A 23,725-nucleotide genomic window follows, 5' to 3' on the forward strand; every position below is an offset into this window, starting at 1 on the left:
CGTCCAACACTTTACTCCTGCCATTTATGCCTAATGTAAAAATAGTATCCTTATGATCTTCATACGTGACCTTTAATTTTTGGACAAAAATAAAGCATCTGCGAAACGAGCTTTCTCTACTACATTATACCGTGAGGATGGTAAAATGCAAGCGGTTGTCTTTAACTATTTAGTGATTTAAGGTGTTTTTTGGGGCTTTGAATAATTTTTTTTTCAAAAAAGCTTGACTTTTTTTGCAAGCGATTGCATAATAATATTCGTAATGTATTTTTAGTTTTAGGAGGATATTGCTATGAAAAAATGGCAAAAGATCATTGTCGGTGTTGCTGGCCTTAGTCTAGCTGCTGCATTAACAGCAACTGCGTTTAATCAGACACAGGTTGAGGCAGCATCAAAGAAAACAACAATCAAATTATGGGTTCCAACTGGTGCCAAAAAATCTTATCAAGAAATTGTCAAACAATTTGAAAAAGAAAATTCAGGCTACAAGGTTAAGATTGTTGAGTCCAATGATTCAAAAGCCCAGGAAAATGTTAAAAAAGATCCAGAAAAAGCAGCTGATGTTTTTTCTCTTCCTCACGATCAGCTGGGACAATTAGTTGAATCCGGTGTCATTCAGGAAATTCCAGATCAATATAAAGAAGAAATTCAAAGCAGTGCGACTGATCAGGCAGTTGCTGGTGCTGAGTACAAGGGCAAAACTTACGCTTTCCCATTCGGCATTGAATCGCAAGTCCTTTTTTATAATAAATCTCAGTTAACTGAGGAAGACGTCAGCAATTATGAGACTTTGACAACAAAAGCCAAATTCGGTGCAACCTTTAAATCAATGAATGCCTACGCTACCGCTCCTCTCTTCATGTCTGTCGGCGATACTCTCTTTGGTAAAAACGGCGAAGACGTTGATGGGACAAATTGGGGAAATGAAGCTGGCGTCTCTGTTCTGCAGTGGATTGCTGATCAAAAATCCAATAAAGGTTTCGTTAACCTAACTGCAGAAAATACGATGTCGAAATTTGGCGATGGCACTGTTGCTGCTATTGAAACAGGGCCGTGGGATCTAGCTGCTGCACAAGAAGCTATCGGAAAAGAAAATCTTGGCATTACCGTTTACCCAACCGTGACAATAGGTGGTAAAACTGTTCAACAAAAAGCTTTCCTTGGTGTTAAACTTTTTGCAGTAAACCAAGCGCCTGCCGGTTCTGATACTAAACGTATTGCCGCTGCTTATAAACTGGCTGCTTTGCTAACAAGCGCCGAAAGCCAAAAAAACCAGTTTGAATACGAAGGACGCAATATTATCCCGGCTAATAAAGAAATTCAAGCATCTGAGGCTGTTCAGTCAAATGAACTGGCTCAAGCAGTGATTACAATGGCCTCTTCAGAGGACTACACTGTAGTAACCCCTAAATTAAGTCAAATGACAACGTTTTGGACAGAAAGTGCTGCTCTTCTCAGCGATACTTATAATGGTAAAATCAAAGCAAGTGATTATCTTACTAAACTAAAAGATTTTGATGAAGAATTGGCAGATGCTAAATAGTTAGTTTTTTGTGGAGCCGGAAGCAAGTCAGTTATTAATTAAACTTGTTTTACGGCTCTTTTTTGCCGCAAACTTTTATCGCCTAAGAAGATTCTGATGACAAATGACAACAATCATTCTTGCTATTTTACGTAGATTTCTTAAAATAACTCGGTGCTTGCGGGATAAAAATTGCGGATATAGCGATAAACTGAATAATAAGACCTACAGCTGTGGGCTTTAGATCTTAATATAGGGAGGTTTTCATGAATATAAATACTTCGGACTGGACCGATATACCAGTCAGAGAAGCCTTCAGAAAAGGAAGCTGGGATATTAGATTATCATTTTTAATCATGGGACTAGCTAATCTCAAAAATAAGCAGTTCATCAAAGGGCTACTTTTTCTGTTTTCTGAAATTTGCTTCATCGTAGCTTTTATCAGTCAGGTTATTCCTGCGATTAGAGGATTGATTACATTAGGGACTCAGGAACAGGGCACTGTTACAAAAACAATTGACGGAGTTAAATTACAAGTAACTGTCAATGGAGATAACTCTATGCTGTTACTTATTTTCGGCTTGGCTTCCGTTATCTTTTGTTTAGTTTTTGCTTATATTTATTGGTGCAGTCTTAAAAGTACCTGTAATCTATATGTTCTTAATAAAGCAGGCCAAAAAATTCCTACTTTTAAGGAAGACCTGCTCACTCTGACAAATGGGCGTTTCCATATGACTTTAATGGCACTTCCGCTGATCGGTGTACTGCTTTTTACCATCCTGCCATTAATTTATATGATTTGTCTGGCTTTTACCAATTACGATCATAATCATTTGCCACCGAAAAGTCTTTTTGATTGGGTCGGTTTTGTTAATTTTGGTAATGTTTTTAACGGCCGTATGGCTAGTACTTTCTTTCCCGTCTTGTCTTGGACACTGATATGGGCTGTATTTGCAACAATAACCAACTTTTTCTTCGGCATCGTTCTTGCTTTATTAATTAATACAAAAGGTTTAAAGTTTAAGAAATTCTGGCGGACCATCTTTGTCATCACTATTGCTGTCCCTCAATTTATTTCTTTGCTGATTATGCGCAACCTTCTCAATGATGCCGGACCTATTAATGCTTTTTTAGAAAAACTTGGTTTCGTCTCAGCTGCTTCACCACTTCCTTTTTTATCAGATCCAATATGGGCAAAATTCTCTATTATTTTTGTTAATATGTGGGTTGGGATCCCCGTTACTATGCTGGTCGCAACCGGAATTATTATGAATCTGCCGCAAGAACAAATTGAAGCGGCTGAAATTGATGGGGCTAATAAATTTCAAATTTTTAAATCTATCACTTTCCCACAAATTCTCTTGGTCATGACACCAACATTAATTCAGCAGTTTATTGGTAATATCAATAATTTCAATGTGATCTACCTCTTAACAGCAGGCGGTCCAAGCAATTCCAGTTTTTATCAGGCAGGCAGTACAGATCTTCTCGTTACATGGCTCTATAACCTGACAGTTAGTGCAGCTGATTATAATCTAGCTTCTGTTATCGGTATTATCATCTTTGTCCTTTCAGCTATCTTTAGCCTGCTGGCTTACACTAGGACAAACTCTTATAAGGAAGGGGCTGTCAAATAAATGAAAAATCGTAAAAATGTCAGATTGGCTCTGGTTTATTTGCTTTTGACTGTACTGTCTATTATCTGGCTTTTCCCAATCGCTTGGGTTGTTCTGTCCAGCTTTCGCGGTGAGGGTACAGCTTATGTCAACTATTTTATTCCTAAAACCTGGACTTTTGAGAATTATATAAAGCTCTTCAATCAGAACGTCTTTCCTTTTGGCAGATGGTTTTTAAATACACTTTATGTAGCAACTGCCAGCTGTATTATTTCAACTTTTATTACTGTTGCTATGGCTTATGCACTCAGCCGTATCAAATTTAAACATCGTAACGGTTTTCTGAAACTCGCTTTAGTGCTTAATATGTTTCCTGGCTTTATGAGTATGATTGCTGTTTATTATATTCTTAAAGCACTCAATCTGGATCAAACGCTCTTAGCACTGATTCTCGTTTATTCTGCCGGAGCGGCTCTCAATTTCTATATTGCAAAAGGTTTCTTCGATACCATCCCCTATTCTCTGGACGAATCGGCTATGATTGATGGAGCAAGGCGTCTGGATATTTTTTTCAAAATTACGCTGCCTTTATCCAAACCAATTATTGTATATACGGCACTGATTGCTTTCATTGCTCCTTGGATTGATTTTATCTTTGCCAGAGTTATTCTCGGGGATGTTACCAGCAAATACACAGTTGCTATTGGGCTCTTCTCTATGCTGCAGCAAGATACAATCAACAATTGGTTCTTATCTTTTACCGCAGGTTCTGTACTTATTGCTGTTCCCATTACACTTCTTTTTATGTTCATGCAAAAGTACTATGTTGAAGGTATTACCGGCGGATCTGTTAAGTAACATACTTCCAAAGAGAAAAACAGTTGAAATTAGTAAGGAAAAAATACTATGGTTGAATTAAATCTGAATCATATCTATAAAAAATATCCTAACAGCAATCATTATGCTGTTGAAGATTTTAATCTTAATATTAAGGATCGCGAATTTATTGTTTTTGTGGGCCCTTCTGGCTGCGGCAAATCGACAACTCTGCGAATGGTAGCTGGGCTCGAAGATATTACAGAAGGCGAATTGAGTATTGATCACCAGATTGTGAATGATAAATCACCTAAAGACCGTGATATTGCCATGGTCTTCCAAAATTATGCCCTTTATCCGCATATGACTGTTTACGACAATATGGCTTTTGGGCTAAAACTTCGCAAATACAGCAAGGCAGATATCGACAAGCGGGTTAAGGAAGCTGCTCAAATTCTTGGACTGACAGAATTTTTAGAACGGAAACCTGCTGATCTTTCCGGCGGACAGCGGCAGCGGGTTGCTATGGGACGGGCAATTGTTCGAGATGCCAAAGTGTTCTTAATGGATGAACCTTTATCAAATCTGGATGCTAAACTTCGGGTCTCCATGCGAGCCGAAATTGCTAAGATTCATCGCCGAATTGGTGCTACGACTATTTACGTTACCCATGATCAAACTGAGGCGATGACATTGGCCGATAGAATCGTCATCATGAGTTCCAGTAAAAGTTCTGATGGCTCGGGAACTATAGGCCGTATTGAACAAATTGGCAGTCCGAAAAAGCTCTATAATGAACCAGCAAATAAATTTGTTGCCGGTTTCATCGGCAGTCCGGCTATGAATTTTTTTGAAGTAACAGTGGAGAAAGAGGCCTTGGTTAACAGTGAGGGATTACGCCTGGGTCTGCCAGCAGGTCAGGCTAAAATTCTTGAAGCTCAGGGATACCTTGGCAAAACTGTCATTTTCGGCATTCGACCAGAAGATATTTCCACCAAACAAATCGTTCATGATGTTTATCCTGAGTCTAATGTCAAAGCTGAAGTTCTTGTTTCCGAACTTTTGGGTTCCGAAACGATGCTTTACGTCAGATTGGGGAAGAATGAGTTTGTTTCCCGTACCGATGCCCATGATGCTCATCAGCCGGGAGAAAAGGTTTCTTTAACCTTTAATGTCGCTAAGGGACACTTTTTTGATAAATCCACTGAGGAAAGGATCGTCCTGCCCGTCAGCTAACATCATAAAAGAACGCTTGATTCAAGCGTTCTTTTTTATCTTGTATCTCAGCTGATGCAGCACATCGTTTACTGAACTGTTTATTCAGCACTTTAAATATCACATACATGACATTTTTTAGTCCAATGCTTTCAATTCTAAAATCATATCCCGCAGCTGAGCGGCCAGTTCAAAGTCAAGGAGTTCAGCAGCTTCCTGCATTTCTTTTTGCAGTTTTTTAATTGTTTCCTGACGTTCTTTCTTAGTCATCGTGGAGACATCCAGCTCCTCAGCAACTGCGCTGTCTTCGTCATTAGCCTTAGTAATAGCAATAAGATCACGGATTTCCTTTTTAATGGTTTGAGGAACAATCCCATGTTCTTTGTTATAAGCCATTTGGATTTCACGGCGGCGGGCCGTTTCATCCATCGCTCGTTTCATTGACTCAGTCACAGTATCGGCATACATGATTACGTGTCCTTCTGAATTGCGGGCTGCCCGGCCGATTGTCTGAATCAGACCGCGTTCGTTACGCAGGAAGCCTTCTTTGTCGGCATCTAAAATGGCAATCAGACTGACTTCCGGTACATCTATCCCTTCACGCAGAAGATTGATACCAATCAGCACATCAAAAACTCCTAAACGCAGGTCGCGGATGATTTCAGTCCGCTCCAGAGTCTTGATATCCGAATGCATATATTTGACCTTAACTCCCATTTCTTTGAGATAATCCGTTAAATCTTCGGCCATTTTCTTAGTCAGTGTCGTAATGAAAGTGCGCTCTCCTTTTTCAGCACGGATATTAATTTCTCCCAGAAGATCATCCATCTGTCCCATAGTCGGACGAACCTCTACTTCCGGATCGAGAAGGCCTGTTGGCCGAATAATCTGTTCAATGACTGTATCAGTCTGCTCTTTTTCATAATCGCCCGGCGTGGCAGAAACATAAACAATCTGGTGGACATGACTTTCAAATTCTTCCCGGCGCAGCGGTCGGTTATCCAAGGCGCTGGGCAGACGGAAGCCATAATTCACCAGCATTTCCTTGCGTGAGCGGTCCCCATTGTACATTCCTTTAATCTGCCCCATAGTCATATGACTTTCATCAATCATAATCAAAAAGTCTTCTGGAAAGAAATCGAGCAAGGTATAGGGAGGCTCCCCTTCAGAACGGCCGTCCATATGGCGTGAATAATTCTCAACACCGTTTGTATAGCCCATTTCCTGCAGCATTTCCACATCATATTCAGTCCGCTGGCGAATACGCTGAGCTTCAATTAGCTTGCCTTCTTTTTCAAAAAGTCTGACCTGTTCCTCCATCTCTTTCTTTATATTGGCAATCGCCCTTTCCATATACTCTTCACTGGTAATAAAGTGAGTCGCTGGGAAAAGCACGAGATGATCGGCCTCACCTAAAACCTTGCCGGTCAGGCTGTCAATTTCTCTGATCCGATCGATCTCATCGCCAAAAAACTCAATCCGAAAGGCATGCTCGTCACGGGATGCAGGGAAAATTTCGACCACATCTCCCCGAACCCGAAAACGGCCGCGCTGAAAATCAATATCATTGCGCTCGAACTGGATATCAACCAGATCATTAAGCAACTTATCCCGGGACAGTTCCTGTCCCGGACGGAGGCTGACGGCACCTTCGGCATACTCCTTAGGCGAACCCAGACCATAGATACAGCTTACCGAAGCCACTACAATCACATCATTGCGCTCCAGCAAGGCTGAAGTTGCCGAATGACGGAGCTTATCAATCTCATCATTAATCGCACTGTCTTTCTCAATATAAGTGTCGCTTGAAGGCACATAAGCTTCCGGCTGGTAGTAATCATAGTAAGAAACAAAATATTCAACAGCATTGTCTGGAAAAAATTCTTTAAACTCACCGTAAAGCTGACCAGCAAGCGTTTTATTATGGGCAATAACAAGTGTCGGTTTATTCACCTGCTGAATGACCTGACTCATTGTGTAGGTTTTACCAGTACCGGTTGCCCCTAGCAGGATCTGAGCCTTTTCTCCGCCTTCAATATTATCGACTAAAGCCGCAATAGCCTTGGGCTGATCGCCCGAAGGTTCATATTTTGAAACGAGTTTAAACCGATTATTTTCCTTTCGATCAATCATCATCTTTCCTTCCAACAAGATACAAAGGCCGTTAAGAAATCCGTATGAAAATAGGGGCTGACAAGTGATGTTTGGCATCACGCTGGCAGGCATCTTTTTCACTAGGATTTTAGGCCGTGTTCAATTCCAACAAGATACAAAGGGTATAAAGTGACTAACTGGAGAACAAGGACTGGCTGATATATTTATAGACACTGGGCAGGATGGCTTTTCTGTTCCAACCGAATGCTGCTGAAACATTGGACTGGCCAGTTTTTGCCTTCTTCTGCCGCTTTAAAAGCTGAAAATTCTTCAGTACAGCTCTTTTCTATCACTCATTTATCATTTTACCACAAAGCTATCAGAATCGTCTGTTTTGAATTTATGTTAGAAAATCTAACATAAATTCAGCTGATATTTGCTTAATTACTAAAAATTTGTTATAATTTTATTCACATTATATAAAGGAGACTAACATGAGGAACTATTCTAAAGCACTAATACTGGCAATGCTTTCCATATTCTTTATGTTTGGTGCCAGAGCAAAGGCTGAAACGATTAAAATCGTTTCAGATACTGCTTATGCCCCATTCGAATTTAAAGATTCTGATCAGACCTACAAAGGGATTGATGTTGATATTATCAATGAAGTAGCTGAACGGCAAAATTGGGATGCCAACATGACTTTTCCGGGATTTGATGCAGCAGTCAACGCTGTTCAGGCTGGGCAGGCCGATGCACTTATGGCAGGAACAACTGTTACCAAAGACAGGGAAAAGGTCTTCACCTTCTCAGATACCTACTATGACACGGCAGTTGTTCTTTACACACGCGGCGATACGGAAATTTCAGATTACAGTCAGCTGAAAGGAAAAACAGTTGGCGTCAAAAACGGAACAGCATCCCAAACTTTTCTGGAAAAAAATAAAGACAAGTATGGCTTTACTTTAAAAACTTTTGATACCAGCGACCTGATGAACAACAGTCTCGATTCAGGTTCTATCGATGCGGCTATGGATGATGAACCGGTTGTGCAGTATGCAATTAATCAGGGGAAAAATTATGCCATCAATATGGATGGTGAGGAAGTAGGCAGTTTTGCTTTTGCTGTAAAAAAAGACAGTAAGTATGAATATCTTATCGAGGAATTTAACCAAGCACTTGCCGATATGAAGAAAGACGGCACCTATGACGATATCATGGCAAAATGGCTGGGAACCGAAAACAGCAGTTTAACATCTACTGGCGATGCGGCTGCGAAAGCAACACCTGTTAAGAACAGTTATAAGATTGTGGCGGATTCGTCATTTGCTCCTTTTGAATTTCAGGATGACAGCGGCAGCTATGTCGGAATCGATATGGAACTGATTCAGGCCATTGCTGAACAGCAAGGGTTCACCATCGAAATCAGCAATCCAGGATTTGATGCAGCTCTCAATGCTGTACAAGCCAGTCAGGCTGATGCTGTTATTGCGGGGATGTCCATCACAGATGCCCGTAAGAAAATTTTTGATTTTTCGGACTCCTACTATACTTCTAATATCATTCTTGCTGTCAAATCCGGCAGTAACATCAGTAGTTATGAAGAACTAGCGGGCTCAACAGTCGGAGCTAAAAACGGAACAGCTTCCTATACTTGGCTTGAAGAACATGCAGCTGAATACGGCTACAGTTTAAAAGCTTTTGACGAAGCTTCAACTATGTATGACAGTCTCAATTCGGGTTCTATCGATGCTCTAATGGATGATGAAGCTGTATTAAAGTACGCCATTTCTCAAGGACGGAACTTTGATACCCCAATCAAGGGAGAAAAATCCGGAGAATATGGATTTGCTGTTAAAAAGGGCAGCAACCCTGAGCTGATTGAAATGTTTAACAATGGTTTGGCAGCTCTTAAAGAATCCGGACAGTACGACGAGATTATTGATAAATATCTGGGAACGGAGACTAATAATGAAGCAGCTGCTGAAAAAACTGTTGATGAAACAACTATTTTTGGCTTAATTGCTAATAATTACGGTCAGCTTTTATCCGGCTTAGGAACAACCTTGCTTCTAACTTTGGTTTCTTTTGCCTGTGCAATGATTATTGGGATTATTTTCGGGATGATGGCTGTCACACCAAGCCATGTACTGCGGACTATCGCGGCTGTCTTTGTTGATGTCATTCGAGGTATTCCTTTGATGATTGTCGCGGCCTTTATCTTTTGGGGTATCCCCAATTTAATTGAATCAATGACTGGCAACCAAAGTCCGATCAATGACTTTTTAGCAGCAACAATTGCTCTTTCACTTAACGGCGGAGCCTATATTGCTGAAATTGTCCGCGGCGGTATCGAAGCTGTCCCTACTGGACAGATGGAAGCCAGCCGCAGTTTAGGAATTTCCTACGGAACAACAATGCGAAAAGTGATCCTGCCGCAGGCTGTTAAACTGATGCTGCCAAACTTCATCAATCAATTTGTTATCTCGCTGAAAGATACAACTATTGTTTCAGCAATTGGACTGATTGAGCTTTTCCAAACCGGAAAAATTATCATCGCCCGTAACTATCAGTCATTCCGTATGTATGCTATTTTGGCAATCATCTATCTTGTAATGATTACTTTGTTAACGCGCTTAGCAAGACGTTTAGAAAAGAGGCTTAAATAATGGCAGAATTGAAAATTGATGTTCAGGATCTCCATAAATCATTTGGAGACAATGAAGTATTAAAAGGAATCACAACTCAATTTTACGAAGGCGATGTCGTTTGTATTATCGGTCCTTCAGGTTCTGGAAAATCAACTTTTCTGCGGACCCTGAATCTGCTTGAAAGCATTACCAGCGGAAAAGTCATCGTCGATGGCTATGAGCTGTCAGATAAAAATACGGATGTGGATAAGGCACGGGAAAATATCGGTATGGTTTTTCAGCATTTTAATCTTTTTCCGCATATGACCGTTCTTGACAATATCTGCTTTGCCCCTGTTGAATTAGGAAAATATTCTCAGGAAGAGGCTAAAAAAGTCGGTATGGAGCTGCTGGAAAAAGTTGGACTGGTTGAGAAGGCTGAGGCACTGCCGGACAGCTTATCAGGAGGACAAAAACAGCGGGTAGCTATCGCACGAAGTTTAGCGATGAACCCTGATATTATGCTTTTTGATGAACCAACTTCAGCACTGGATCCGGAAATGGTCGGTGATGTGCTCAATGTTATGAAAGATTTGGCCCATCAAGGGATGACTATGCTGATTGTTACGCACGAAATGGGCTTTGCCCGCCAAGTTGCCAGCCGTGTCATCTTTACTGACGGCGGTGAATTTTTAGAGGACGGCAGCCCTGAGGAAATTTTTGACCACCCTAAGCACCCCCGCCTGCAGGATTTCTTAAATAAAGTATTAAATGTCTAATCTTAGTGCTAATTTCCGCTTTTGCCCGACAAGCCTGACAGAATAATAATGAGATAAAATAATTAAACAAAGGATTGAGTTTTCTGCAGTCGCAGAGCTGAATCCTTTTTTCTTATATTGATATACCTGATACGTCTTCAAAAAAACAGTTTGTCCCAAAGACTGAGACAAAATCTAGTTTTCTAGGTCTTATTACCGGTCTTTTCTCCTTCTCCCCACAGGTAAGATAAATATTCCTAGATATAGGCTGTTTTAGTCTCCAGAAAAAGCGCGCAAAAGATAACAAAGATTTGACACCGCTTTCATTTTTTGTTATACTGTAAATGGTTAAAATTCAGGAGGAGCAGATAATTATGTATATCTAAAAGCTAAACCATCTGTTAGATTTACCTAAACAAGTTTAGTTTTTTAGTGTGTGCTTATTCTCTTTTCGAGCTCGTCTTTCTTAATATGGTAAAGATGCGTTTTTTGTGGCCTCACTTTACTCTTCTACTTGGTTAGGTAGGAGAGTTTTTCTATAGTCCTTAACAGTCTGTGATTAAAGGTTCCCTTGCTTTAATGGCAGAATTTCTATAAGGAAAGTGAGGATATCTATGCTCCAGCTCAGACATTTAACAATTCGACATCAAAAAACATCAGCTGACTTAGTTTATGATCTTAGTATTTCCATCCAAAAAGGCGATAAGGTAGCCATTATTGGAGAAGAGGGAATGGGAAAATCAACACTGCTTTCTTATCTGTATAACCCTAAAAGTATCAATCACTATGCACTTGCTGATGGGGAGATGAGCAATCAGTTTCGGCATATTAGCTACCTGCCGCAGGAACTCCCAGAAAAGGAAAAGGCGAAAAACTGCTTTTCTTATCTTTATGATGACAGCAATCAAGCGGCTTTTGACTTTAATCGCTGTTTTCAACTGGCCCATGAATTGGGCTTTGCCCATTCCCATTTTGATTCCCAGCAAACTATAGGCAGTTTATCAGGGGGAGAAAAATTAAAACTGCAGCTTATAAAACTTTTAGCAGCCCCTTCAGATTTACTGCTTCTTGATGAACCGGCAAATGATTTAGATTTGGAAAGTTTGCAGTGGCTGCAGGATTTTATCCAAAAAAGCAATCAGACAGTCATTTTTATTTCCCACGATGAACAGCTGCTGTCAGAAACGGCTAACAAAATCATTCATTTAGAACGGTATAAAAAGAAAAAGCAGACAGTCACACATACAGAAAAAAGCAGTTACCTCAGCTATAAAACAAAAAGAGACAAGCAGTTTCTTAAGCAGAGCTTACTGGCTAAAAAGGAAAGACAGGAAAGAACAGTTAAAGCGGCGAAACTCAGACGTTCCCAGTCAGCTGTCCGGCATGCTCTGAGTCAGACACGCAATGATGTTGAGGGCCGGCTTTTAGCTAAAAAAATGAAGACTCTGAAAGCTCAGGAAAGGCGTTTTGACAGAGAAACTAAGTCCAAAAAAACAATGCCCTATCAGGCAGATATCATCAATATCGCTTTTAGTGATGTGCAGCCGCTTCCTGCCGGAAAAGCACTTTTACATTATGAGCAGAAAATGCTGCAGCTGCCGCAGGCAGAACGAAAAATCCCTATCCGGCTCACCGTCCGGGGACAGGATAAACTGGCCATCACCGGACGCAACGGTGTTGGCAAAACCAGCTTATTAAAACTGATTTATCAAGAGCTCAACGAAAAAAATACCGCTTTTTCCGTCGGACTAATGCCGCAAAATTATGATGACTGCTGGAACGGCCGAGAAACTGTGATAGAATTCTGCGGCAGAACCCATCAAAAAGAGCAAGCTCTCACTTATCTGGCCAGCCTGCAGTTCAGCTATGAAGAAATATATCAGCCCATAAACAGGCTTTCGGGCGGACAAAAAGCAAAGCTGCTGCTGCTTCAGATGCTGCTTAACCAAAACAATATTCTGCTGTTGGATGAACCGACTCGCAGTTTTTCGCCTACTTCACAAGCGCAAATCCGGCAAATGCTTTGGCACTATCCCGGCTGTATCATCAGTGTGTCGCATGACCGTATCTATATGCAACAAGTTCCGCAGGTCCTTTATGAGCTTACAGAGACAGGATTGAAAAGGCTGTAAAAAAACCGGAAAATAAGCTTTATCCAGCTCAAAGCTGTATTCTTATTTCTCCGGTTCTTTGTGCAATTGTTTCTCTCTTTCCAAACGTAATTTTCTATTTGGATTAAGTTTGTTAAAAAGTGCTTCTAATTTTTCGGCATTCCAGACATCTGCGGCTGAAACGAAATTCCCGTCTTTATCCTTAAAAGATATTGGCTTATCTCCCACAGTTATAACCTCCTCAAATCGGCTTTTAAGCTGCAAAAACAGTTTTTGTTAAGAAAGTGATGCAAAATCCCCAGGGACCCTCACTTCTTTCGATTTCTAGATCTGGACTGAAAGCGGGGACAAAAATCCTGCTTCATTTTATTTTTTAAATATATGAGTTTGGCGCAGTGGCTGATTGGAAGTTCTTAGCCTTTGCTGCACAAGGGAAAGCGGCCTACCTAATCAGCTGACGACAAGATCGAAATCATCAAGCTATGACAATTCCCCGATTTTTTGTCCCACTCTCACTCCCACCTTCATACAATTACATTGACCGCTATCACCTAAACAGTTCAGCGGACTGTTTAGGTGAATACCTTAAATTAGAATGAGGCCAGATAAGGGTTCCCAGTCAACCCCTGTATCAAACATTGAGTGCTATAAAGTCAACTAAGCCGGAAGACTGTCATCCCAGACCTATCAGTCAACAAATTCAAATTCAAAACTGCCGATACGTACCGTATCGCCATCTTTAGCTCCACGGCTGCGCAGAGCCTCATCTACCCCCATAGCACGCAGCTGCCGGGAAAATTTCATAATGGCTTCGTCGCGTTCCATATTGGTCATCACAAAAAGTTTTTCCAAGCGCTCACCTGATAAAATCCATGAAGCATCATCAGCACGAGAAATTTCAAAGGGGCGCTCAGCTTCTGCAAAACCATAGTATGTTTCAGTCTCGGCCATATCAGCATCGCTGTATAAAGGAAATTCAGCCGTCCGAGCAAGCAAATCAGCTGTTGCTTCCATCAGATTTTCCAAGCCCTGATGTGTCAGACCTGAAATCGGGAAAATCAGCGGCTGTTCAGCAAACTCATCATAATCGGCAGCTAATTTTTCCCGAAAAGAACTAAGCTGCTCTGCCGCCTGAGGCATATCCATCTTATTAGCAACAATAATCTGAGGACGTTCCAAAAGACGAAGGTTATAAGATTCAAGCTCCTTATTAATTGTTACATAATCTTCGTAAGGATCGCGTCCTTCACTGGCTGACATATCCAGAACATGCAGGATAACCCGAGTTCTCTCAATGTGGCGCAAAAACTGTGTTCCAAGACCAACCCCCTGACTGGCACCTTCAATCAAACCAGGCAGGTCAGCCATTGCAAAACTCTCGCCTGACTTTGTACGAACCATTCCCAGATTTGGTACGATTGTAGTGAAGTGATAAGCACCAATTTTCGGCCTAGCTGCAGTAACCACACTAAGCAAAGTTGATTTGCCGACTGAAGGAAAACCGACTAAGCCCACATCTGCTAAAATCTTTAATTCGAGCTCTAACTCGCGCTCTTCACCGGGCTCCCCGTTTTCTGAAATTTCAGGTGCAGGATTGCGAGGTGTTGCAAAGCGGATATTGCCGCGCCCCCCGCGGCCGCCATGAGCGACTACAAATGTCTGATCTTTGCGAACAAGATCCACGAGTACTTTGCCTGTTTCTGCGTCACGGACTGTTGTGCCTTGAGGGACAGGAACCAGCAAATCTTCTGCTCCGCGGCCATGCATCCCTTTTGTCATCCCTTTTTCGCCGGATTTAGCCTTAAAGTGCCGATTGTAGCGAAAATCCATCAAAGTCCGCAAGCCTTCATCTACCTTAAAAATAACACTGCCGCCGCGACCGCCGTCTCCCCCCCAAGGACCGCCGTTAGCAACATACTTCTCACGCCGAAAAGCAACCATACCATCACCGCCGCGGCCGGCCTTTACCTTGACCTTAGCCGTGTCTAAAAACATACTCATCTATCTTACTTCCTATTTTTCTTCACTTTAACGAGAGACAAAAAAACACAGCAGAAAAACAAGACACCGGACTTCTCCGGAAGCCTCAAAACCTTTTCCTGCCATCATCAGTTAACCATCAGCTTTATTCTTAAAATACAGCTTTCTCAGCAGCAGCTTTTATACCCTTTCTTTTCTAGAGCAGGACACTCAAAGCACTGATTAAGATGCCTCCTACAGTCACAAGAACCATCAAAATGACAACAAATAAAGTTAACTTTTCAAAAGCTGTTTTTTTGCGCGGTCCATTATCTCCAAAAGCCAATTTTGTCACCTCTTCATAATGATTTAAACAATTCCTATCTTAACACGAAAGCTATAATTAAGCAAATCCCAGCCATTCGAAGGAGCCTGCTTTTTGTGTGCTGACTCTCCCTCTGATGCAGTCGGTCATGTTAAATATCATAACAGAAAGCAGATGGCTTTGTACACTTTAGGGCGATTCGCAATCTTCAAATCGTTCTGGCAGGGGTGCGCAGACGAAATCACAGATTTCTGGCTTACCGTCAGCCGTAGACGTCTGAAGGCTTTGTCGTCCTCACTGCCGACTGCACCCTTCTAGTCGTCCTGGCAGGGGTGCGCAGACGAAATCACAGATTTCTGGCTTACCGTCATTTTCATTCGGATTTTTAAACAAGCTTTGTATCTTATGAACTGAACACGCCCTAAAATCCTAGTGAAAAAGAGGCCTGCCGGCGTGATGCCAAGCATCACTTGTCAGTCCCTATTTTCATACGCTTTTTTTAACGGGCTTTGTATCTTATTTTAAGGAGATTTTATCATGTTATTTCAGAAAATTTATCATACACAGAGTAAAGATTCAGCTAAAAGCATGGGATCTGGAGAATTAGAAGTTCTTGCAACACCAGCTTTAGTTGCCTTTATGGAAAACGCTGCTTTTACTTACTTGCAAAAATACTTAAAAAACACCGAGACAAGTGTTGGATCAATCATTACTTTGGAACACTTGGCCGCTAGCAAAATTGGAAGCGACATTCAAGTGATCATCAGACAGATGACACATAGGGGGCGACAGTACCACTTCTCCTTAGCCGCTTATGAGAAAGAAGAATTAGTAGGGAAAGCTGAACATACACGTGTCGCGGTGGATCGTAAAAAGTTCGGCACTAAATTTCAGTAACCGCTTCTCTGCTCGGAGCATCAGATCACTTTTTAAACACTGTATTCAGTCAGTCTGTCCTTCAAAAAGACAGTCAGCAATGACTTCAGAAACACCATTTTGATCATTGCTTTTTGCAATGATATCTGCACAGGCCTGAATGGCTTCCGGAGCGTTCCCCATAGCCACACCCAATCCTGCCAGCTTCAGCATGGGCAGATCATTATAGTTATCACCGATTGCCATCGTTTGTTTAAGATTAAGATTGTAGTAAGCAGCTAATTCTTTTAAGGCTTCATCTTTAGATACTGTTTTAGCAGTAACTTCCAGATAGTTATCTTTGGACAGATAGAAATGAGTATGTTTAAAAATGCGTTTTTGCAGTATAAGGTAGAGTTTCTGAATATCCTCAGCTTCAGCAATTAAAAGCAGCTTATGAACAGATGTCTGCCGAGTGAACAAATCGTCAAAATCAACTAAAAAAGGGGTCTCACCGGTAATTTCTGCCTCAAGCTCAATCCATTGATTTTTTTCCTCGACCAGCCAGTCCGTTGCAGCGTAAGCACTAATTGCAATTTGAGGATGGTTCTTCTTCAACAGTCTGAGAAGTTCACTGATTTCTGTCTTATCCAAAGGGTTTTCATAGAGAGTCCGATAACTGTTTTCGCTTTTTTGAACAATCAAAGCCCCATTATAGCAGGCCATAGGAATATCTTCAAGCCCCAGCGTCTGTGCTAAGGGCTCCATTCCGTAAGGTGATCTGGCTGATGCTAAAATAAAGGGAATACTGCGCTGTTTAAGTTTAGCGACAATTCTTTTCAGCTTGCTGTCCAACTGGTGCTGACTGTCTAAGATTGTCCCGTCAATATCACTGATAATCAATTTTATATCGCTCATAAACAACTCCTTAAGTATTTTCGGACTGTATCACTTAATAAATAATTTCGGTTTGCCGGCCGACAGACTCCAATAACTCTTTAGGCGGTTCTCGGTCACAAATCAAATAATCAAATGCAGTCAGCCGACAAAGAACATGGGGTGCTTGACAATCCCATTTATCTATCTCTGCGATAAGAACCTTTGTCCGCGCCCGTTTCAGTGCCAGAGCCTTGACTACCACATCTTCAGCTTCTGAAAAAGTCACCTCTCCTTGACGGAGCCCTGCGGCACCGATAAAAGCAATGTCTAAATTAACAGACTCGAGCAGCTCGGCCTCTTTTAGAGAAAAGTAAAAACGGTTTTCAGCATAGAAACGCCCTCCCAGTAAATGAAAATCAACCTGTTCGTTTTCCGAAAAAACAAGGGCATTATCCAGAGAATGGGAATAAACGGTAATAGGTAAATCTGTTAATTGAGCTAAGTGCAGCAAGCTAGTTGAAACATCAAAAAAATAATGTCCACCTTTTTGAAGAAAAGTAGAAGCCAATTCAGCCATCTGCTTTTTTTCCTTAGTCAGGCGGTTGATGCGTTCTTTAAAGGCAGGAATCGGTGATTGATCAACAAGGGGTAGAATCCCGCCATGAGTACGTGTTACTTTTTGCTGCCGTTCCAAGAGAGAAAAATCTCGCCGAACCGTGTCTCTAGAGACCTTAAGCTCCTCCATAGCTCTCTGAGCAGATAACTCTCCCTGCTCGGCCACTAAAGCTAGGATTTTTTTTAAGCGCTGTTCCCGATACATGTTGTTCCATCCTCCTTATATCTATTATAACACAGTAGTAAGTAAATGTGAGTGTTTTTAAGCACTTTTGCCTCTTTGCTTCTCTTTAACTGAACCTTAGGAGAAATAGAGGCACAGGCAGATTAAGTGCAAGCGAATGGCAGCAAAATTAAAAGGACTTAGCCCTGTGCAATACAGAACTAAATCCTTGCAACCATAAATTATCGGCTCTATAATTTCTGTAGTGGGTAAATCCACTGCGAAGATTATAGGGCTTTTTAATGCAGACAAAAAGTCCCATATGACTTATAATGAAAAGCGTTGAAACAACTCATTAGAAAGATTCATATGGAACAACTCTATCATACTACAGAATTGATTGGAATTAAAGATAAAAACATTACTCTGAATAAAGTTTTTAAGTGTCAAACACACATTGAGGTCTGGGCTAGGCTTGATTATGAGCCTAAATCTTGTCCAACTTGTGGGGGAAAGCAGATAAAATACGACTTCCAAAGGCCGTCAAAGATTCCATACCTTGAAATTGCTGGATTTCCTAGTCTTATCAAACTCAAAAAGCGTCGTTTCCAGTGCAAAAGCTGTCGCAGAGTTACAGTCGCTGAGACTAACTTGGTTCGGAAAAACTGCCAAATCGCTGAACCTGTTAGACAAAAGATCACACAAGGCTTGATCAAACGTGATGCTCTGACACACATCGCTCAGAACTTGGCTGTTTCAACGTCAACTGTCCATCGTAAGCTCAAGCAATTCACCTTCAAAGAAGACTTTTATCATCTGCCTGAGCTCCTCTCCATCGATGAATTTTCTTATCAAAAGGGTAAACTAGCCTTCATTGCTCAAGATTGTGAAACCAAGAAAATCATCACGATCCTGGATAATCGGACACAAACAACCATTCGCAATCATTTCTTTAAGTACTCTAAAAAGGCTAGAAACAGCGTTAAAAGCGTTACCGTTGATATGTCTGGCAGCTATATTCCTCTTATCAAAACTCTATTTCCTAATGCTCAAATCGTTCTTGATAGATTTCACATCGTACAGCATATTAGCCGAGCTCTTAATCACACTCGCATTCAACTCATGAAACAGTTTGACAAGAAATCTCTGGAATATCGTGCCCTCAAATACTACTGGAAACTGGTCTTGAAAGACAGCCGAAAACGTTCTTTGAACCGTTTTTACTCAAGAACTTTTAGGGAGACCCTGACACCAAAAGAATGCTTGACCAAAATCTTCCAGCTTGTCCCTCAATTACAGGGCTACTATGACCTTTATCAGCTCCTGCTTTTCCACTTGCAAGAGAAAAACGCTAACTGTTTCTTTGACCTGATAACAGAAGCTTTCCCACACCTTAATCAAACCTTTAGAACCACTCTTGCCACACTTGTTCGCTATAAAAAATACGTTACAAACGCCATACAGATGCCCTATTCTAACGCCAAACTTGAGGCTACAAACTCATCAAGGACATCAAGCGTAATGCCTTTGGTTTTCGGAACTTTGACAATTTTAAAACTCGCATCCTTATCGCTTTGAACATAGCAAAAGAGGAGACGAACTTTGTCTCCTCTCGTGCTTAGCTATAAGTCACCCACTACAGTTGACAATGAGCCAAATTATCTAACTTTTAGTGTCAGTACACAGCTTCGTTTTTCCAGGCCATTCCATTATTTATTCAGCAACGACCAGCATGGATTTGATTGTTTTACGATCGGCCATGTCCTGATAAGCTTGATTGACATCTGCTAATTGGTAAGTATCTGTAAAGACCCTGCCTGGATTGATGTTACCATCAAGAACTGCTTTAAGCAGAATCTGTTTGTCGTAAGTTGTCACGGACGCCGATCCGCCGCCAATAATGATATTCTGAGCAAAAGTTGAACCGAGCGGACGGCTATTGTAGTGAGGCAGACCAACAAAACCAATACGGCCGCCATTGTGGAGAACCCCCAGCGCTTGTTCAATAGCACCTTCAGAGCCGACACATTCAAGCGCCGCATCAGCACCGCCGCCAAGAATTTCACGAACCTTGGCAATCCCTTCTTCACCGCGTTCGGCAACCACTGCTGTTGCACCTGATTCCAGAGCCATTTGCTGGCGGTCCTCGTGACGGCTCATTAGAACAATTTGTGAAGCCCCGAGCATCTTAGCTGCAATCACAGCGCATTGTCCGACAGCACCGTCACCAATAACCACGACTTTGTCACCGCGTTTAACGTCAGCTACACGCGCAGCATGGTAACCGGTCGGCATGACATCAGCCAGAGTCAGGAGGGATTTAATCATGCCCTCTGAATAATCAGACGGCTGCCCCGGAATTTTAATAAGTGCCCAGTTAGCATAATGGAAGCGAATATATTCAGCTTGGAAACCGGAAGACCAGTTTGTAAAGCCTTGGTGATTGTCACATGTTCCGTCAAAACCGGAACGGCAGGCATCACATTCCCCGCAGCCGTGGGTAAAAGGCACAATAACAAAATCGCCTGGCTTAACAGTAGTAATCGCAGAACCGACTTCTTCAATAATTCCAAGCGCTTCATGGCCACTGTTGTCAGAATGTGCCGCTTTATCATCTCCATGAGAATAGGACCAAAGATCTGAACCGCAGACACAGGCACGGACAACTTTGATAATCACATCATCATCGGCCTGAAGAGTCGGTTTGTCAGCCTCTTCAACTGTCATCAGACCAGCTTTTTCAAAAATAGCCGTTTTCATCTAACATACCTCTTTTCTATTTTATACTATTTATTTTAACACTTAAAGCCCACTTTAAGTCAAGGAAAATGTTACTCTGCCTGCTTGTTTATAACTATTTGATTAAGGCCGCACCTGCTCATGCCGAGCAAGCTCTTAAAAACCGTTTCTGTATCTGCCATTTTGTCTTTAACAAACAGAACAGCAGATTTATTTGTTATGATAGACTTTTAGCCTCAATATTCTGCGATGGACCTGCGAAGATCTTCCTTGGATCATACCACTTTTAATATCATTTCTTATATGCAGCAAAATGAAACAGGAGGCAGGAGACAAAAGTCCTGCCTCATTTTACTTCTTTAAATAGATGAATTTGCTGCAGTGGTTAATTGGAAGTTCTTATTCCTTTCTGCGCAAGGGATAGTAACCTCTCTAATCAACTGTGCGGAGGCAATCGAAACCGTCATTTTATGATAATTTACGATTTTTGTCCCACTCTCTTAGGATAATAATTTCTCCGCTGTCGCCAGCACTCCGCTGTCGTCATTAGATGGTGCAAGATCAGAAGCTGCAGCTTTTGCCTCCTTGCTGCCATTGGCCATGGCATAGGAATATTTAGCAAGTTTAAGCATTTCAATGTCATTGCCGCCATCGCCAAAGACTGCCAGCTGATCTGCAGTAAGCCCCCACCTGTTTAACAAATAGGTCAGCGCTGTTCCTTTGTTGACACCCTCAGCAATCACATCAATATTTCCGTGACCGCTGCTCACTGCGCTAACGGTACCCCCAAGCCTTGTATTTAAAGCATCGATGATGGCATAAGTCTGATCTTCCGGTGTATTAAATGAAAATTTCATAAAATAATCGTCCGGGAGACGGTCAAATGTCTTTACAGCTGTTAAGCGGTGATAGTAAATCGAAAAATAGTCTTTGACTTCCTGCGCTGCTGTCTGCAAAATATAGGCTGACTGCTCACCGCACAAAACCAAATCATTGTCCAGTTTATTTTCCTTCAGGTAATCCAGTACCATACGGACGACAGCACTGCTGAGACGATGACTTTTGATAAATCTGCCGTTTTCAACGATATAAGCGCCATTTTCCCCGACAAGTGTCATCTGTTCGGCTACTTCAGGAAAAAAAGACTTAATTTGATAGTACTGATTACCTGAAATACTGATAAAACGAATGTTCATCTCGGTCATTTTCTCAAAAAGTGCGCTAAAGCGAGCACGGTCATAATCATTTTGGCTATTTAAAAAAGTACCGTCCATATCGGTTGCTATCACTTTAATCATGGGCTATCTCATCCTTTTCCTAGTTCAATCATTTTTATGATACTGCAGTAAAACCTGTTTAAGACCATATTCTGCATCTGATATTAAATTAAACACAGCTTATGAACGGGTGTATTGCTCTTATCTGGGCTGCTTCATTTCATCCATAAAACAGGCACTACCATTGACAGATTTTTTACCAAAGCTAATACCTTTGATGTAATCGCAAATAAAGAGAGACCAAGTTTCTCCTAAATTTCACCCAGAAAGCTTGGTTTTCAGATGGTTAAGGCAAATTCTGAGCTGGCAGTTCTTTTGAACGCATTCAGGCTTAAGAGCAGCATCATTCCGGATACCGGCTTCTATTTTCAGATTTTGCTGCATCGTGCCGTACAGCTGCTTATTTAGCAACATTATACCGACAAAATGCATAAAAGGCAACTGGTTCTTTTTATCACTATTAGGCTACGTTTTTTGGAAATAAGTGGCATAAGTCCTTATTAGAGAAATACCGACCATTGTTTAGAAGAGGGCAGGCTTTTATAATAAGCTTATAACAAATGAATCAGAGGATAGCAAACATGACTAAAGATATTTGGACACGTTTAGCAGATGGTGAAGATGTCAATATGATGGAACAGGAATACAGTGAAATCGTACTTGCAGAGTTTAATCGCACGCGTGCTCTACAGTTTAAAATCAATCAAACCAATCCAACATCAGAACGCATGAAGTCACTCTACAGCGAACTGTTTGATACGGAATTGCCCGAAACAACTGTTGTTTCCAGCCCGTCGCAAATTGATTTTGGCAAGAAAGTCAAACTCGGGGAAGGGGTTTTTATCAACCATAGTTTAACAATGATGTCCATCGGAGGCATTACTATTGGTGATGGGACCTTTATCGGTCCTAATGTCTCCATCGTTACAGATAATCATGATTTCGACGATATTCTGATTCTGCGCTGTCAGCCTGTTAAGATTGGAGACAGGGTTTGGATTGGGGAAGGCGTTAAAATCCTTCCAGGTGTTACTGTGGGGGATGGTGCCATCCTTGCCAGCGGGGCAGTTGTCACAAAGAATGTGCCTAAAAATGCTATCGTCGGCGGCAATCCTGCTAAACTGATTCGCATGAAAGGAGAAACACGATGACCGCAGCTGCTGAAAAAGAGATTATCCAGCTTCAACACGACATTTGGGATGCTATTATTGCTCGTAATTTTGAACGGCTCAGTCTGCTCTACCCTGAAGACCATCTTTTCCGTCATGTCGGCGGCCATTACCAAACACGGGCTGAGTATTTTTCAACAATTCGCCGCGGGATTTTCCGCTATTACAGTTATGTTCCTGTCTCAGAAACGGTCAAGCTAGTCTCTAATGACAGAGCCATCTTACATGCTCAGGCTAAATCAGATGCACGTATCTATGGATTTAGAAAAATATGGCGTATGGATTTTGAACTGCCCTTTGAAAAAGTTGAAGGAAGGTGGCGTCCTGCTAATGACATTTAAGCTATTATCAAAAGTAAGCTTTGCAGCCTTAGGCGCAGCCATTCTTCTGACTGGCTGCCAAACCAGATCAACAGTAAGCACAGCAGAACCTTCAGTACAAAATACTGTTTCCCAAGAATTAAATGAGAAAGACAGCCAAATGACCTACAATATTACCAGCAATACAACTGATTTAAGCCAAAAAGAGATGGAAGCAATCATTGACCTTTATAACCGTATGAAAGATGCTATGATTAAGGCAGATATTGAAACATTAGAGGATATTCTGCCGGATGACTACGAGGCTGTGCACATATCAGGACGCCGCCAAAGCAAAGAAGAATGGTTGGCTGATATTGAAAGCGGACAGATGGTCTATTATGACTTTTTGGACAGCAGCTATGGATTCAGTCAGGAAAATGACCAAATTATTTTAACTGTCAGCCAGCGTATTCATGCACATATTTATGATTCAGAAGGAACATGGTCCGTTCCTGGACAGCGCTATTTTCAAAAAATTAAGGGCGAGTGGCGGCTTATGGCTTAATGCTTAATCATCAATTGACGACCCTTAAACGAAAAGTGAGATCATATAGAGGAAATACATCAAATGAAAACAAGACACATTAACTCCTTAACAGTTTCTGAATCGGCGGAAACTC

Annotated in this window: 18 protein-coding genes and 2 pseudogenes; 12 read left to right on the top strand and 8 right to left on the bottom strand. The window is 41.5% G+C overall.

Annotated elements, in window-relative coordinates:
• Window positions 1–292 precede the first annotated feature (292 nt).
• From DDV21_RS07435 to DDV21_RS07450, 4 genes are all read left to right on the top strand, one after another.
• Window positions 293–1,543, top strand: coding sequence for an extracellular solute-binding protein (locus DDV21_RS07435; protein ID WP_116878717.1), 1,251 nt, complete (start codon window positions 293–295; stop codon window positions 1,541–1,543).
• A gap of 245 nt (window positions 1,544–1,788) precedes the next feature.
• Window positions 1,789–3,159, top strand: coding sequence for a carbohydrate ABC transporter permease (locus DDV21_RS07440; protein ID WP_116878716.1), 1,371 nt, complete (start codon window positions 1,789–1,791; stop codon window positions 3,157–3,159).
• Window positions 3,160–3,996, top strand: a complete 837-nt coding sequence (locus DDV21_RS07445) for a sugar ABC transporter permease (protein WP_116878715.1) — start codon at window positions 3,160–3,162, stop codon at window positions 3,994–3,996. It begins immediately after the preceding gene.
• 48 nt (window positions 3,997–4,044) lie between these two features.
• Window positions 4,045–5,190, top strand: coding sequence for an ABC transporter ATP-binding protein (locus tag DDV21_RS07450; RefSeq protein WP_116878714.1), 1,146 nt, complete (start codon window positions 4,045–4,047; stop codon window positions 5,188–5,190).
• Window positions 5,191–5,307: 117 nt separating this feature from the next.
• Here the strand turns inward: DDV21_RS07450 and uvrB are convergent, their stop codons facing one another.
• Window positions 5,308–7,302, bottom strand: coding sequence for an excinuclease ABC subunit UvrB (uvrB, locus tag DDV21_RS07455; RefSeq protein ID WP_116878713.1), 1,995 nt, complete (start codon window positions 7,300–7,302; stop codon window positions 5,308–5,310).
• 455 nt (window positions 7,303–7,757) lie between these two features.
• Between uvrB and DDV21_RS07460 the strand changes: the two genes are divergently transcribed.
• From DDV21_RS07460 to DDV21_RS07470, 3 genes are all read left to right on the top strand, one after another.
• A complete protein-coding gene (locus DDV21_RS07460; protein ID WP_116878712.1) occupies window positions 7,758–9,932 on the top strand; it encodes an ABC transporter substrate-binding protein/permease in 2,175 nt (724 codons plus the stop codon).
• Window positions 9,932–10,672, top strand: a complete 741-nt coding sequence (locus DDV21_RS07465; protein WP_116878711.1) for an amino acid ABC transporter ATP-binding protein — start codon at window positions 9,932–9,934, stop codon at window positions 10,670–10,672. The genes DDV21_RS07460 and DDV21_RS07465 overlap by 1 nt, the downstream gene beginning before the upstream one ends.
• A gap of 593 nt (window positions 10,673–11,265) precedes the next feature.
• Window positions 11,266–12,783 carry an ATP-binding cassette domain-containing protein gene (locus DDV21_RS07470; protein WP_116878709.1) on the top strand — a complete coding sequence of 506 codons (1,518 nt, stop codon included), beginning with the start codon at window positions 11,266–11,268 and terminating at the stop codon, window positions 12,781–12,783.
• A gap of 42 nt (window positions 12,784–12,825) precedes the next feature.
• On the opposite strand, the gene DDV21_RS07475 is transcribed toward DDV21_RS07470, so the two are convergent.
• The 3 genes from DDV21_RS07475 to DDV21_RS07485 all read right to left on the bottom strand — a co-directional run bounded on the left by DDV21_RS07475 (window position 12,826) and on the right by DDV21_RS07485 (window position 15,067).
• The gene (locus DDV21_RS07475) at window positions 12,826–12,990 is read right to left on the bottom strand and encodes a hypothetical protein (protein ID WP_116878708.1); all 165 of its coding nucleotides are present in this window, start codon (window positions 12,988–12,990) and stop codon (window positions 12,826–12,828) included.
• A 459-nt stretch (window positions 12,991–13,449) separates the two neighbouring features.
• On the bottom strand, window positions 13,450–14,763 hold the full coding sequence (obgE, locus tag DDV21_RS07480; protein WP_116878707.1) for a GTPase ObgE: 1,314 nt from the start codon (window positions 14,761–14,763) through the stop codon (window positions 13,450–13,452).
• A 175-nt stretch (window positions 14,764–14,938) separates the two neighbouring features.
• Window positions 14,939–15,067 carry a DUF4044 domain-containing protein gene (locus tag DDV21_RS07485; RefSeq protein ID WP_067061249.1) on the bottom strand — a complete coding sequence of 43 codons (129 nt, stop codon included), beginning with the start codon at window positions 15,065–15,067 and terminating at the stop codon, window positions 14,939–14,941.
• A gap of 516 nt (window positions 15,068–15,583) precedes the next feature.
• Between DDV21_RS07485 and DDV21_RS07490 the strand changes: the two genes are divergently transcribed.
• Window positions 15,584–15,943 (top strand): thioesterase family protein, encoded by a 360-nt coding sequence (locus DDV21_RS07490; RefSeq protein WP_116878706.1) that lies wholly within the window; start codon window positions 15,584–15,586, stop codon window positions 15,941–15,943.
• A 45-nt stretch (window positions 15,944–15,988) separates the two neighbouring features.
• Here the strand turns inward: DDV21_RS07490 and DDV21_RS07495 are convergent, their stop codons facing one another.
• Complete coding sequence (locus DDV21_RS07495) at window positions 15,989–16,819, bottom strand: Cof-type HAD-IIB family hydrolase (RefSeq protein ID WP_116878705.1); 831 nt, start codon at window positions 16,817–16,819, stop codon at window positions 15,989–15,991.
• Between the two features lie 34 nt (window positions 16,820–16,853).
• Window positions 16,854–17,600, bottom strand: a complete 747-nt coding sequence (locus DDV21_RS07500; protein ID WP_116878704.1) for a DeoR/GlpR family DNA-binding transcription regulator — start codon at window positions 17,598–17,600, stop codon at window positions 16,854–16,856.
• 327 nt (window positions 17,601–17,927) lie between these two features.
• Here DDV21_RS07500 and DDV21_RS07505 point away from each other — a divergent pair.
• Window positions 17,928–19,180, top strand: a pseudogene (locus DDV21_RS07505) (ISL3 family transposase).
• Between the two features lie 91 nt (window positions 19,181–19,271).
• Here the strand turns inward: DDV21_RS07505 and DDV21_RS07510 are convergent.
• Window positions 19,272–20,318, bottom strand: a complete 1,047-nt coding sequence (locus DDV21_RS07510; protein ID WP_116877706.1) for an alcohol dehydrogenase catalytic domain-containing protein — start codon at window positions 20,316–20,318, stop codon at window positions 19,272–19,274.
• Window positions 20,319–20,797: 479 nt separating this feature from the next.
• Window positions 20,798–21,595 (bottom strand): Cof-type HAD-IIB family hydrolase, encoded by a 798-nt coding sequence (locus DDV21_RS07515; RefSeq protein WP_116877707.1) that lies wholly within the window; start codon window positions 21,593–21,595, stop codon window positions 20,798–20,800.
• Window positions 21,596–22,548: 953 nt separating this feature from the next.
• On the opposite strand from DDV21_RS07515, the pseudogene DDV21_RS12075 reads away from it, so the two are divergent.
• The 3 genes and pseudogenes from DDV21_RS12075 to DDV21_RS07530 all read left to right on the top strand — a co-directional run.
• Window positions 22,549–22,710: pseudogene (locus DDV21_RS12075) on the top strand (DapH/DapD/GlmU-related protein); the annotation flags it as partial.
• Between the two features lie 11 nt (window positions 22,711–22,721).
• Window positions 22,722–23,084, top strand: a complete 363-nt coding sequence (locus DDV21_RS07525) for a nuclear transport factor 2 family protein (RefSeq protein WP_116877709.1) — start codon at window positions 22,722–22,724, stop codon at window positions 23,082–23,084.
• Entirely contained in the window at window positions 23,074–23,610 is a 537-nt protein-coding gene (locus DDV21_RS07530) for a nuclear transport factor 2 family protein (RefSeq protein WP_162886297.1), read from the top strand. Before DDV21_RS07525 ends, DDV21_RS07530 begins: the two co-directional genes overlap by 11 nt.
• Window positions 23,611–23,725 lie beyond the last annotated feature (115 nt).

It is taken from the genome of Streptococcus chenjunshii, from assembly GCF_003086355.1.
GTDB lineage: Bacteria > Bacillota > Bacilli > Lactobacillales > Streptococcaceae > Streptococcus > Streptococcus chenjunshii.

Coding starts and splice junctions, on each gene's coding strand:
- DDV21_RS07435 (WP_116878717.1), top strand. CDS start 293: ATGAAAAAATGGCAAAAGATCATTGTCGGTGTTGCTGGCCTTAGTCTA.
- DDV21_RS07440 (WP_116878716.1), top strand. CDS start 1,789: ATGAATATAAATACTTCGGACTGGACCGATATACCAGTCAGAGAAGCC.
- DDV21_RS07445 (WP_116878715.1), top strand. CDS start 3,160: ATGAAAAATCGTAAAAATGTCAGATTGGCTCTGGTTTATTTGCTTTTG.
- DDV21_RS07450 (WP_116878714.1), top strand. CDS start 4,045: ATGGTTGAATTAAATCTGAATCATATCTATAAAAAATATCCTAACAGC.
- uvrB (WP_116878713.1), bottom strand. CDS start 7,302: ATGATTGATCGAAAGGAAAATAATCGGTTTAAACTCGTTTCAAAATAT.
- DDV21_RS07460 (WP_116878712.1), top strand. CDS start 7,758: ATGAGGAACTATTCTAAAGCACTAATACTGGCAATGCTTTCCATATTC.
- DDV21_RS07465 (WP_116878711.1), top strand. CDS start 9,932: ATGGCAGAATTGAAAATTGATGTTCAGGATCTCCATAAATCATTTGGA.
- DDV21_RS07470 (WP_116878709.1), top strand. CDS start 11,266: ATGCTCCAGCTCAGACATTTAACAATTCGACATCAAAAAACATCAGCT.
- obgE (WP_116878707.1), bottom strand. CDS start 14,763: ATGAGTATGTTTTTAGACACGGCTAAGGTCAAGGTAAAGGCCGGCCGC.
- DDV21_RS07490 (WP_116878706.1), top strand. CDS start 15,584: ATGTTATTTCAGAAAATTTATCATACACAGAGTAAAGATTCAGCTAAA.
- DDV21_RS07495 (WP_116878705.1), bottom strand. CDS start 16,819: ATGAGCGATATAAAATTGATTATCAGTGATATTGACGGGACAATCTTA.
- DDV21_RS07500 (WP_116878704.1), bottom strand. CDS start 17,600: ATGTATCGGGAACAGCGCTTAAAAAAAATCCTAGCTTTAGTGGCCGAG.
- DDV21_RS07510 (WP_116877706.1), bottom strand. CDS start 20,318: ATGAAAACGGCTATTTTTGAAAAAGCTGGTCTGATGACAGTTGAAGAG.
- DDV21_RS07515 (WP_116877707.1), bottom strand. CDS start 21,595: ATGATTAAAGTGATAGCAACCGATATGGACGGTACTTTTTTAAATAGC.
- DDV21_RS07525 (WP_116877709.1), top strand. CDS start 22,722: ATGACCGCAGCTGCTGAAAAAGAGATTATCCAGCTTCAACACGACATT.
- DDV21_RS07530 (WP_162886297.1), top strand. CDS start 23,074: ATGACATTTAAGCTATTATCAAAAGTAAGCTTTGCAGCCTTAGGCGCA.